We start from the raw sequence: 11,000 nt of genomic DNA, 5'->3' as shown, positions 1-11,000 counted from the left end.
CCAGTTCACCCTGTACGGGACCACCCGCAAGGGCCGGCGCCCCTCGTGGGGCGACGCGGCCCCGGGCGCCGTGGCAGAGCCGCTCGTGAACGCCGTGGCCGAGGCCGTGCGAGCGCGAGGGGTAGAGGTGGGCACCGGAGTGTTCGGCGCCCAGATGGAGGTGGAGCTGGTCAACAACGGGCCGTTCACCCTCATCGTGGACACATCGTCCTCCCAACTTCGACCCGTAAGGTGAGGGTGTGGACATCATCGCCTTGGCCCAGGGCAGCGTCTCGATGCTGCTCGGACTGCTCGCCGCCGCCATGCAGGCCTGGGCGCTCGTGGACGCTGCCCTGACCCGCCCTGATGCCTTCGTCGCCGCCGGCAAGCGGACCAAGGGCTTCTGGCTCGCCATCACCGGCGTGGCGGCCCTGATCGGGTTCGTGTTCGTCCTCAACCCGTTCAACATCTTCAGCCTGCTGGCCATCGTGGCGGCGGCCGTCTACCTCACGGATGTGCGCCCGGCGGTCCGCTCGCTGCGTGGGCGCAACAACCGAGGCACCCAGATGGGCCCCTACGGCCCGTGGTAGGGCTGAGCCCACCACGCACCGACGTCGTCGCCGGGCCACACGGCCCGCTGGAGATCCTCACCCGGGGCAGCGGCCCGCCCGGCACCCTCTTCGTCCATGGTCTGACCGGGTCGATCAGCAGCACGCGGCCCTACTCGGGCCGGGTCCGAGGGCAGCGGACCTTCATGCACCTTGCCGGCCACGGGGCATCGGTGTCGGCGGAAGCGCTGAGCTACGAGGCGCTGGCGCAAGAGGTGTGGGCCGCGGCCGAGCACGTCCGTGCCTCTGCGGCACTGGGGATCAGCATGGGCGCCGGCGCGATCCTCGCCGGCCTGGCCGCCGACCCAGGTCGCTTCCGCGCGGTGGTGCTGGTGCTGCCGGCCGCGCTGGACCGGCCGCGGCCGGGCCCGGCCGGAGGCCGCTTCGCCCGCCTGGCGCGGCTGGTGCATGCCGCTGACGTCGAGGCGGTGGCCCGGCACCTGCTCTCGCACGAGTCACCGGAGGTCCGCGAGAGCCGTCAGGGTCGGCAGTGGAGCCGGGAGCAGGCCGAGCGGCTGGTGGCCGGCAACCCTCAGGCGGCGTTGACCCAGATCCCCCAGCAGGTGCCCCTGCGGGACGCCGGACGGCTGGGCGAGGTGAGCGCGTCCGTCCTCGTGCTGGCCCAGCGGGACGACCCGACGCATCCGGTCGAGGTGGCCCGCGCGGTGGCGGGCAGCATCCCGCAGGCCCGACTCGAGGTGCTCGACCCGGGGGGCTTGATGTGGGCCCATCGGGGCCGGGTGCGGGCGATGGTGGGGGAGTTCCTTGACCAGCACGGTGCCTGACGACCCACGCCGCCGGGTGAGGACGACCACTCGCCCGTGGGGCCACTTCGAGCAGCTGGCGACCCAGGAGACGGTGACGGTGAAGACGATCACCGTCTCCCCCGGGGAGCGCCTGTCCTTGCAGCGGCACCGTCGCCGGGCCGAGCTGTGGCAGATCCTCGACGGCCCGATGAGCGTCGTCGTCGGCAGCCACGGCTGGCTTGCCGAGCCGGGCGAGCTGGTGTGGGTGCCGCGGGGCCAACGGCACCGCATGGCCAACCCCGGCACCCGCCCCCGGCGCGTCCTCGAGATCGCCTTCGGCGACTTCACCGAGGAGGACGTCGAACGCCTCGAGGACGACTACCACCGCGACTGATGCTCGAGCGTCTCGCGCCGGGTGTCACCACCATCGCGGTGGTGTCCTTCTTCGTGCTGGCCATGGCGGTGCCGTACATCGCGGTGCGGGCGGTCTCCACGGCCCAGGCGGCGCGGCAGGCGGGGCTGGTGGCCGCGGTGGTCTCCTACCTGGCGGCGGTGCTGGCCTACACCATCCTGCCGCTGCCCGAGGCCGAGGAGATGGCGCGGCGGTGTACGACGGGCGCGGGGGCGCAGGCGCGCCTGGTGCCCTTGGGCTTCCTGGCCGACCTCGCCGCGGGGTCACCGGGCCCCAGCGGCCTGTGGTGGCAGGTCGTGTTGAACGTGGCCCTCTTCGTGCCCTTCGGCCTGGCCCTGGGCTGGATGCTGCCGCTGGGCCGGGTGGCACTGCTGGCGCTGGCGGCGTCCCTGCTCATCGAGCTCACCCAGCTCACCGGGCTGTGGTTCGTCTACGAGTGCGCCTACCGGACCTTCGACGTCGACGACGTGGTAGCCGGGGTGCTGGGAGCCTGCCTGGGGTGGGCGCTGGCCCGGTTGCTCCGGGCGGGCAAGCCGCCGGGGCCCGCCGTGCGAAACTGAGCCGGTGAGCGAGGTGAGAAGCCTGCGGCCCAGACGGGTCGCCATGGTCAGCGTGCACACCTCGCCGCTGGAGCAGCCCGGCCGCGGCGATGCCGGTGGCCTGAACGTCTACGTGGTGGAGACGGCGCGGCGCCTGGCGGCCCGGGGCACCGCGGTGGAGATCTTCACCCGGGCGACCGACGGCGCGCAGCCGGACGTGGTGCCCCTCGACCCGCAGCACCTGGGGGAAGGGGTGCTGGTGCATCACGTGCCCTCCGGTCCGTTCGAGGGCCTGGACAAGGAGGACCTGCCCGGGCAGCTGTGTGCCTTCGCGGCCGGGATGATGCGCATCGCCGCTGCCCGCCCGGAGCGCTGGTACGACCTGGTCCATTCGCACTACTGGCTCTCCGGCCAGGTGGGCTGGCTCGCCTCCGACCGGTGGGACGTGCCGCTGGTGCACACCATGCACACCATGGCCCGCGTGAAGAACCAGGAGCTGGCCGCCGAGGACCAGCCGGAGCCGCGAGGCCGCGAGATCGGCGAGGAGCAGGTGGTGCAGGCGGCCGCCACCCTGATCGCCAACACCGACCAGGAGGCCCGCCACCTCATCGGGCTCTACGCCGCCGAGCCCGAGAAGGTCTGTGTGGTCTCTCCCGGGGTGGACCTGTCGGTCTTCAGCCCGGACGATCCCGCTCAGGCCCGTGCCGAGCTCGGGGTGGCGCAGGACGCGGTGGTCCTGCTGTTCGTCGGCCGCATCCAGCGGCTCAAGGGCCCGGACGTGCTGCTGCGTGCGGCGGCGGCCCTGTTGGAACAGGACCCCTCCCTGCGCGACCGCCTGGTCATCGCCGTGCTGGGCGGGCTGTCGGGCTCCGCCGTGGCGGCCCCGACCTGGCTGGCCGACACCGCCGCGCAGCTCGGCCTCGGCGACTGCGTGCGCATGGTGCCCCCGGTCTCCCGCGCGACCCTCGCGCAGTGGTACCGCAGCGCCGATGCGGTCACCGTGCCCTCCTACAGCGAGTCCTTCGGGCTGGTGGCCGTGGAGGCCCTGGCCAGCGGAGCGCCCGTCGTGGCGGCGCGCGTCGGGGGCCTGCCGGTCGCGGTCGGTCAGGCCGGAGTGCTGGTCGACGGGCACGACCCGCAGGAGTGGGCCCGGGTCCTGTCCACGGTGGTCTCCGACCCGGCCCGGCGCGCCGAGCTGGCCCGGCGAGGGCCGGAGCACGCCCGGCAGTTCAGCTGGGAGCGCACGGTCGACGCCCTGGAAGGGGTCTACCGCGAGGCGGTCGCGCGGGCGAACGGCTCGCAGCCCGGGACGGAGGCCCGAGGCATCGACAACGCTCCCGTGCTCAGGGACATCCCCTCGGCCGTCGTGCCGTGACCTCCGAGACCAGGGGGACGGCGCGATCGCAGGTCAGCGCGGCCTTGCGCCGCGGCCTGGACGAGTGCGGCGTGTCCTGGGAGCCCGGAGTGCGCGCGGGCGAGACGGTGCTCTCGCTTCCCGGGGAGCGCAAGCTCGCCACGGTGGTCTCGCTGACCGCGGGCCGCCGCTCGGTGCGCCTGCGGGCGTTCGTCATACGCAACCCGGAGGAGAACCACGCGGGCGTCTACGCCTTCCTGCTGCGGCGCAACCTGCGCCTGCCCGGCCTGGCCTACGCCATCGACCGCAGCGGCGACGTCTACCTCGTCGGGCATCTGGACGCCGACCGGGTGAGCGCCGAGCACCTCGACGCGGTGCTCGGCGCCGTGCTCACGGCCTGCGACGAGCCGTTCAACGAGCTGTTGGCGCTGGGGTTCCTGTCCTCCATGCGCGCCGAGTGGGCCTGGCGCACCTCACGCGGCGAGTCCACCGCCAACCTGGATGCCTTCCGGCACCTGCTCGCCGACTAGACTCGGCCGGCATGACCGACCCCGGTAGCGCGACGTACACCCTGATCCTGCTGCGCCACGGTGAGAGCCTGTGGAACGCCGAGAACCTGTTCACCGGATGGGTCGACGTCGACCTGTCCGACGCCGGGCGCGAGGAGGCGAGGCGGGGTGGGGAGATGCTCGCGCAGGCGGGCCTGCTGCCCGACGTGCTCCATACCAGCCTGCTGCGGCGCGCGATCAGCACCGCGAACCTGACGCTCGACGTGGCGGACCGGCACTGGATCCCGGTGCGGCGCTCGTGGCGGCTGAACGAACGGCACTACGGTGCGCTGCAGGGGCTGGACAAGGCGGCGACCCGCGAGAAGTACGGCGAGGAGCAGTTCATGCTGTGGCGCCGCTCGTTCGACACCCCGCCCCCGCCGATCGAGCCCGACGCGGAGCACTCCCAGGCCGGCGACCCCCGGTACGCCGGGCTCAGCGAGTCGGAGATGCCGAAGACCGAGTGCCTCAAGGACGTCATCGCCCGGATGCTTCCGCACTGGAAGTCCGCGGTGGTGCCGGACCTGGCCGAGGGCAGGACGGTGATGATCGCCGCCCACGGCAACAGCCTGCGCGCGCTGGTCAAGCACCTGGACGGCATCAGCGACGACGACATCACCGGGCTGAACATCCCCACCGGCATCCCGCTGGTCTACGACCTGGACGGTGACTTCACGCCGATGGAGCGTGGGGGCCGCTACCTGGACGCGGACGCGGCCGAGGAGGCCATGCAGGCCGTCGCCGACCAGGGCAAGGGCTGAGACACCTCCCCCCGGGGCCGGACACCGGACGCGAAGGCGCCTACTCGGCCTCGAACTTGTAGCCCAGCCCCCGCACCGTCTGGATGAAGCGTGGGTGCGCCGGGTCCGGCTCGACCTTGGCCCGCAACCGCTTGACGTGCACGTCCAGCGTCTTGGTGTCGCCGACGTAGTCGCTGCCCCAGACCCGGTCGATGAGCTGGCCGCGCGTCATCACCCGACCGGCGTTGCGCAGCAGTATCTCCAGGAGCTCGAACTCCTTGAGCGGCAGGCTGACCCGCTGCCCGTCGACACTGACCTGGTGTCGTTCGACATCCATCCGGACCGGCCCGACGTCGACCGAGGTCGGGACGAGCTCCTCCGGCTCGGACTGGCGCCGCAGCACCGCCTTGATGCGGGCGAGGAGCTCACGGGCAGAGTAGGGCTTGGTGACGTAGTCGTCGGCCCCCATCTCCAGGCCGACCACCTTGTCGACCTCACTGTCCTTGGCGGTCAGCATGATCACCGGCACGGACGAGCGCGAGCGCAAGGCCCGGCACACGTCCACCCCGCTCAGCCCCGGCAGCATGAGGTCGAGCAGGACGAGGTCGGCGCCGGAGCGGTCGAACTCCTGGATTCCGGTCGGCCCGTCTGCGGCCACGGCGACCTCGTACCCCTCCTTGCCCAGCATGTATGACAGGGGGTCGGAGAAGGACTCCTCGTCCTCGACGACCAGGATGCGGGTCATATCGTCACCTTTCGTGCGGCGGGCCGTCGGTGGTCGGGCACTTGGGAGCCCACCGGGCTGTCGTCGTCGACGACGCCGGGCAGGCGGATGGTGAAGGTCGAGCCCTGCCCCTCCTGGGACCACAGCGTCACCTCACCCCCGAGACCCGCGCAGATGTGCTTGACGATGGACAGGCCCAGCCCGGTGCCACCGGTCATCCGTGAGCGTGCAGGGTCCACCCGGTAGAAGCGCTCGAAGATGCGCCTCTGGTCGCTGGCGGAGATGCCCCGCCCCTGGTCGGAGACCTTGACCTCGACCGTGTCCTCGGCCCGCCGGGTGATCACCGAGACCTTGGTGCCGTCCTCGGAGTAGGCGATGGCGTTGGTGACCAGGTTGCGGATCGCCGTGGTGATCAGCTCCGGGTCGCCGTACACCCGCAGACCCTCAGCGGCGCTGGCGACCCGCGAGGTGACCGAGCGCTCGCCGGCGATCAGGCGGGTCTGCTCGACCGCGTCGTCGGCACAGGTGGAGACATCCACCAGGACCAGCTCGGTGGTCAGGTCCGCGGTCTGCAGCCGCGACAGGTCCACGATCTCGCTGACCAGCCGGGTCAGCCGCTGGGCCTCGACCTTCATCCGGCTCGAGAAGCGGCGCACGGCCTCCGGGTCGTCGGCGGCGTCCTCGACCGCTTCGGCCAGCAGTGACAGGCCACCCACGGGCGTCTTGAGCTCGTGGCTGACGTTGACCACGAAGTCCCGGCGGACCTCCTCCACCCGGCGGGCCTGGGTGCGGTCCTCGACCAGGATCAGGATGAGCCCGTCCGAGATGCTCACGACGCGGGCGCCGATCAACAGCCGGCCTTCGCCGAGAGGGCCGCGCGCCGACTCGAGCTCGCTCTCCCGGGGGCGACCGTCGGCCCGCACCTGGGAGAAGAGCTCCTTCAGGCCCGCGTGGACGATGTCGTTTCCCCGGACCAGGCCGAACGTGAGCGCCGATGAGGTCGCCCGCACCACCCGGCCGTCCCGGCCCACGACCAGGCCGCCGGACCGGGTCGCCTCCAGCAGCTCGGAGACCCCGTCGGCCAGCCGCGTCTGGTCCTCGGCTGCATCGGCCGGAGCAGCTCCCTCGGCCACCGCGGGCGCCTGGCGCGGGGCGCCACCCTGGCGTGACCGGCGGCTGGTGAGCAGCACGCCGACCCCGACGAGCACGGCGAGCAGCACCAATGTCGGCAGCAGGGTGGAGGCGGCGGACGGCACGCCTCCCAGGGTACGGCCGCGCTCACCAGGCCCCGAGCACCTAGACTCAGTGGACAGCGAGGGACAGCACAGTGTTCATCTCGAGTCGGCGCCTCGTTTACTTGGGGATGGCACGGTGCTGGCGAACCTAGCGAAGAGGAGCACCATGCGCACGGCCTACCACGAGGAACTGGTCTTCATCACCGACCAGCTCGTCGAGATGACGAGACTGACCGCCTCGGCCCTCAACCGAGCCACCCAGGCGCTGATGGACGCGGATCTCGAGCTGGCCGAGAGCGTCATCACGGCCGATGAGCACATCGACGCCGTGCGCCGTGACCTGGACAAGCGCGCCGTGGACGTGCTCGCGCGGCAGCAGCCTGTCGCCACCGACCTACGCACCCTGGTCACCGCGATGCGGATGAGCTCCGACCTGGAGCGGATGGGGGACCTCGCCCGCCACGTGGCCAAGGTCGCCCGGCTGCGCTACCCGGAGTCGGCGATCCCCGCGTCGCTGCGTGCGACGTTCACCGAGATGGCGCAGATCGCCGAGCGGATGGTCGTCAAGACCGGCTCCATCATCGACACCAACGACGTCGGTGGCGCCAGCCGGCTCAAGGACGACGACGACCGCATGGACGAGCTGCACCGGGAGGTCTTCCGGGTGCTGCTCTCCGAGCGCTGGGAAGGCGCCGTCGAGGCCGCGGTCGACGCGACCCTGCTCAGCCGCTACTACGAACGCTTCGGGGACCACGCGGTCTCGGTGGCGCACCGCGTGGTCTATCTGGTGACCGGTGAGTGGCACGACGAGATGGACCTGGACGATGCCCTGGAGATGCGTACCGCGGACAGCGCGCGCTCCACGGCTCCCGTGCACGGAGGCTGAGGCAGGGCGCGCAGGCCCCGCAGCCCACGTGCACAGCCTCGGCCGGGTCGCTCAGCCGGCGCTCTCGAGTACCGAGGCGTAGGGGGCGAAGTACTCCTCCGGCGGGAGTACGGGCACCTTGGCTGAGACCGCCTCCCCGGCGGAGGTCGTGACGCGCAGGGTCGTCATCGAGCCGGTCAACACCGGGACCTCGGACACGGTCATCGGATCCTTGAACTCCCCGTCGTCGTTGCGGCCGTCCAGGCGCTTGGCCTTGGCCGGGGTGAGGGTCACCTTCGAGCCCGCGTCGATGCTCTGTCCACCCTCCTGGAGCGCGACCTGGATCATGATGTCGTCCTGCTCGGAGGGCTCGGTCGGCTGGCGCCCCGGGATGGCCGTGTTCACGGCGTAGCCGGAGATGACACCCGGCGCTCCCTCACCCTCGCTGATGACGAGGAGGTTCTCGATCTGCAGCCCCTCGGTCTCGAGGTCGACCCCCTCCGCCGGGTCGTAGCTGTTGTCGGTGGTGACGGGCGACAGGACGAAGCAGCCACTGAGGACCAGGGGGCTCGCCAGGGCCACCAGACCCATCCCGAAGCGGCTTCGCTGCCGTGCGGTTGTCCTCTGCGCTCTCACGCCCTGTAGCCTACCGGGTGGCCCTGACGCATGCACAGGGCTGTGACCAGCGCAAATGGCAGCGCTGTCATTTAGTGATCTACGCCACTCGTGGTATCCTGGCCCTCCGCGAAAGGGGCAAACTGAAGATGACATTCAAGGTCGGCGAGACTGTCGTGTACCCGCATCACGGCGCCGCACTCATCCAGGAAATGAACAAACGCACCATCAAGGGTGAGGAGAAGATCTACCTCAAGCTGAAGGTCGCTCAGGGCGACCTCACCATCGAGGTTCCCGCCGACAACTGCGACCTCGTGGGCGTCCGCGACGTCGTGGGCAAGGAGGGGCTGGACAAGGTCTTCGCGGTCCTGCGTGCTGAGCACACCGAGGAACCGACCAACTGGTCCCGCCGCTACAAGGCCAACCTCGAGAAGCTCGCTTCCGGCGATGTCGTCAAGGTGGCCGAGGTCGTCCGCGACCTGTGGCGACGTGACCGCGACCGGGGTCTGTCGACCGGTGAGAAGCGTCTGCTCAACAAGGCCCGTCAGATCCTGGTCTCCGAGCTCGCCCTCGCGGAGAAGACGAACGAGGACAAGGCGGAGGCCACGCTGGACGAGGTCCTCGCCTCCTGAGCGCAGGCGTCGGCGCTGTCGTCGTCGCTGCGGGGCAGGGCCTGCGCCTGGGCGCCGGCCTCCCCAAGGCCTTGGTCGAGGTCGGTGGGCGCCCGCTGGTTGCCTACGCCGTGGGCGGTGTGCTGGCGGCCGACGTCGTCGGCGAGGTCGTCATCGTCGCCCCACGCGGCTACACCGGACCCATCAGCAACGCGGTCGCGCCTGTGACCGGGGGCTCGGCGCCCCCGGTGAGGGTGGTCGAAGGCGGTGCGAGCCGGGCCGACTCGGTGGCCCGCGGCACGGCCGCACTCTCGCCGGAGGTCGGGGTGGTGCTGGTGCATGACGCGGCCCGCGCCTTCACCCCGCCGCAGGTGTTCCATCGCGTGACCGCCGCGGTCCGGTCCGGTCACGCGGCCGTCATTCCCGTGATGCCGGTGACCGACACCATCAAGATGCTCCACGACGAGTCGAGCTACCCGCGCGCGTCCTCGACCCAGGTGCCCGGCGAGTACGTCGCGCACACCGTCGACCGCACCCGTCTTCGCGCGGTGCAGACCCCCCAGGGTTTCCTGCGCGAGACCCTCGAACGCGCCCAGAGCCATGCCGACACCAGCGAAGCGGCCGGCACGAGCACCGACGACGCCGGGCTGGTCGAGGCCATGGGCGGGCACGTGCTGGCCGTGGCCGGGGACGCCCGTGCCCACAAGATCACCACTGCCCAGGACATCGCGCTGGCCGAGATGTGGTCACGGGAGGGCGCATGAGCCAGGCCTCCCGAGTCGGCATCGGCACGGATACCCACCGGTACGCGCAGGACGACCGTGAGCTCTGGCTCGGCTGTCTGCCCTGGCCGGGAGAACGCGGCATCGAGGGCCACTCCGACGGTGACGTGGCCGCCCACGCCGCCTGCGATGCGCTTCTGTCCGCGGCAGGCCTGGGCGACGTCGGCTCCGTGTTCGGCACCGCAGACCCCGAGATGGCCGGCGCCTCGGGAGCGTGGATGCTGCAGCACGTGGCGGGTCTGGTCGGCGAGCGTGGCTGGGCCATCGACAACCTGGCGGTGCAGGTCATCGGAAACACCCCCAAGGTCAGCCCCCGCAGGCACGAGGCGCAGGCGGCGATGTCCGCCGCCCTCGATGGTGCTGCGGTCTCCATCAGCGCCACCACGACCGATGGGCTCGGCCTGACCGGTCGAGGCGAGGGCATCACCGCCATCGCGACGGCTCTGCTCAGCGCCCGGACTGAGCACGGCCGCGCCCCGGGGTTCCGGCCCGAGTCGGGGCACCGATGACTTCAGGGCCGCTCGCCGGTCAGTACAGGTGAGCGACGGCGCCGTCCGGGCGTCGTGGCACCCCCGAGGAGGAACCATGTCGAGCACCGAGACGCAGGCCCGCACGCACCAGATGATCTTCGTCAACCTTCCCGTCGCCGACCCAGCACGCAGCCGCGAGTTCTTCACGGCCCTGGGGTACGGCTTCAACGAGGAGATGTGCAACGAGCAGGCACTGGCCATGGAGCTGGGGCCGAACCTGTTCGCGATGCTCCTGCACCGCGACTTCTTCGCGCAGTTCCACGACGCGTCCGTGGCCGGACACGGTCAGCACGAGGTCCTGACGTGCCTGTCGGCCGGAAGCCGAGAGGAGGTGGACGACCTTGTCGACCGCGCGCTCCAGGCCGGTGGCCGAGCCGTCCGGACCGACGAGCAGGGGGACTTCATGTACGGCCGCTCCTACGCCGACCCGGACGGTCATATCTGGGAGATCATGTGGATGGACCTCGACAAGGCGCGTGCCGCCGGCACGTTCGGGTGAGGAAGGCGCGATGACTGCCGACTTCGAAGCGGTGACCCTGCCGCTGCGGCGTGAGCTGCTGGTGCACTGCTACCGGATGATGGGCTCGCCGGTCGACGCGGAGGACCAGGTCCAGGAGACCTACCTGCGCGCCTGGCGCGGGTTCCACGACTTCGACGGCCGGTGCTCGGTCCGGACCTGGATGTACCGCATCGCCACGAACTCGTGCCTCAA

17 protein-coding genes are annotated in these 11,000 nt (G+C 71.3%); 14 read left to right on the top strand and 3 right to left on the bottom strand.

Features of this window, described 5'->3' with window-relative positions:
- The 8 genes from VJ976_RS11515 to VJ976_RS11480 all read left to right on the top strand — a co-directional run.
- The coding region (locus VJ976_RS11515) for a D-aminoacyl-tRNA deacylase (protein ID WP_324100365.1) at positions 1 to 235 on the top strand (235 nt) is incomplete at its 5' end.
- 4 nt (positions 236 to 239) lie between these two features.
- Positions 240 to 569, top strand: a complete 330-nt coding sequence (locus tag VJ976_RS11510; protein ID WP_324100364.1) for a DUF2516 family protein — start codon at positions 240 to 242, stop codon at positions 567 to 569.
- Positions 563 to 1,372, top strand: coding sequence for an alpha/beta hydrolase (locus VJ976_RS11505; protein ID WP_324100363.1), 810 nt, complete (start codon positions 563 to 565; stop codon positions 1,370 to 1,372). The genes VJ976_RS11510 and VJ976_RS11505 overlap by 7 nt, the downstream gene beginning before the upstream one ends.
- Positions 1,373 to 1,388: 16 nt before the next feature.
- Complete coding sequence (locus VJ976_RS11500) at positions 1,389 to 1,727, top strand: phosphomannose isomerase type II C-terminal cupin domain (RefSeq protein ID WP_324100362.1); 339 nt, start codon at positions 1,389 to 1,391, stop codon at positions 1,725 to 1,727.
- The gene (locus VJ976_RS11495; protein WP_324100361.1) at positions 1,727 to 2,305 is read left to right on the top strand and encodes a VanZ family protein; all 579 of its coding nucleotides are present in this window, start codon (positions 1,727 to 1,729) and stop codon (positions 2,303 to 2,305) included. The genes VJ976_RS11500 and VJ976_RS11495 overlap by 1 nt, the downstream gene beginning before the upstream one ends.
- A gap of 43 nt (positions 2,306 to 2,348) precedes the next feature.
- The gene (gene mshA, locus VJ976_RS11490; protein WP_324100366.1) at positions 2,349 to 3,659 is read left to right on the top strand and encodes a D-inositol-3-phosphate glycosyltransferase; all 1,311 of its coding nucleotides are present in this window, start codon (positions 2,349 to 2,351) and stop codon (positions 3,657 to 3,659) included.
- A complete protein-coding gene (locus tag VJ976_RS11485; protein ID WP_324100360.1) occupies positions 3,656 to 4,168 on the top strand; it encodes a YbjN domain-containing protein in 513 nt (170 codons plus the stop codon). The genes mshA and VJ976_RS11485 overlap by 4 nt, the downstream gene beginning before the upstream one ends.
- Positions 4,169 to 4,179: 11 nt before the next feature.
- Positions 4,180 to 4,947, top strand: coding sequence for a phosphoglyceromutase (locus VJ976_RS11480; RefSeq protein WP_324100359.1), 768 nt, complete (start codon positions 4,180 to 4,182; stop codon positions 4,945 to 4,947).
- 40 nt (positions 4,948 to 4,987) lie between these two features.
- Here the strand turns inward: VJ976_RS11480 and VJ976_RS11475 are convergent, their stop codons facing one another.
- The gene (locus VJ976_RS11475) at positions 4,988 to 5,671 is read right to left on the bottom strand and encodes a response regulator transcription factor (RefSeq protein WP_324100358.1); all 684 of its coding nucleotides are present in this window, start codon (positions 5,669 to 5,671) and stop codon (positions 4,988 to 4,990) included.
- On the bottom strand, positions 5,668 to 6,906 hold the full coding sequence (locus VJ976_RS11470; protein ID WP_324100357.1) for a sensor histidine kinase: 1,239 nt from the start codon (positions 6,904 to 6,906) through the stop codon (positions 5,668 to 5,670). Before VJ976_RS11470 ends, VJ976_RS11475 begins: the two co-directional genes overlap by 4 nt.
- A 145-nt stretch (positions 6,907 to 7,051) precedes the next feature.
- Here VJ976_RS11470 and phoU point away from each other — a divergent pair, with 145 nt between their 5' ends.
- Complete coding sequence (gene phoU, locus VJ976_RS11465) at positions 7,052 to 7,771, top strand: phosphate signaling complex protein PhoU (RefSeq protein ID WP_324100356.1); 720 nt, start codon at positions 7,052 to 7,054, stop codon at positions 7,769 to 7,771.
- A 51-nt stretch (positions 7,772 to 7,822) separates the two neighbouring features.
- Here phoU and VJ976_RS11460 read toward each other — a convergent pair whose 3' ends face one another.
- Positions 7,823 to 8,386 (bottom strand): hypothetical protein, encoded by a 564-nt coding sequence (locus VJ976_RS11460; RefSeq protein WP_324100355.1) that lies wholly within the window; start codon positions 8,384 to 8,386, stop codon positions 7,823 to 7,825.
- Between the two features lie 128 nt (positions 8,387 to 8,514).
- On the opposite strand from VJ976_RS11460, the gene VJ976_RS11455 reads away from it, so the two are divergent.
- The 5 genes from VJ976_RS11455 to VJ976_RS11435 form a co-directional block, all read left to right on the top strand.
- On the top strand, positions 8,515 to 8,997 hold the full coding sequence (locus tag VJ976_RS11455; RefSeq protein ID WP_324100354.1) for a CarD family transcriptional regulator: 483 nt from the start codon (positions 8,515 to 8,517) through the stop codon (positions 8,995 to 8,997).
- A 71-nt stretch (positions 8,998 to 9,068) separates the two neighbouring features.
- The gene (locus VJ976_RS11450) at positions 9,069 to 9,740 is read left to right on the top strand and encodes an IspD/TarI family cytidylyltransferase (RefSeq protein ID WP_324100353.1); all 672 of its coding nucleotides are present in this window, start codon (positions 9,069 to 9,071) and stop codon (positions 9,738 to 9,740) included.
- The gene (gene ispF, locus VJ976_RS11445) at positions 9,737 to 10,267 is read left to right on the top strand and encodes a 2-C-methyl-D-erythritol 2,4-cyclodiphosphate synthase (RefSeq protein WP_324100352.1); all 531 of its coding nucleotides are present in this window, start codon (positions 9,737 to 9,739) and stop codon (positions 10,265 to 10,267) included. The genes VJ976_RS11450 and ispF overlap by 4 nt, the downstream gene beginning before the upstream one ends.
- A 76-nt stretch (positions 10,268 to 10,343) precedes the next feature.
- Complete coding sequence (locus tag VJ976_RS11440) at positions 10,344 to 10,787, top strand: VOC family protein (protein ID WP_324100351.1); 444 nt, start codon at positions 10,344 to 10,346, stop codon at positions 10,785 to 10,787.
- Positions 10,788 to 10,797: 10 nt separating this feature from the next.
- Positions 10,798 to 11,000, top strand: a 203-nt coding sequence (locus VJ976_RS11435; protein ID WP_324100350.1) for a sigma factor, incomplete at its 3' end; no start/stop codon positions are given.

The organism is Ornithinimicrobium sp. (genome assembly GCF_035267225.1).
In the GTDB taxonomy this organism is placed as follows: domain Bacteria; phylum Actinomycetota; class Actinomycetes; order Actinomycetales; family Dermatophilaceae; genus Ornithinicoccus.
This window is presented reverse-complemented; position numbering and strand designations above follow the sequence as displayed.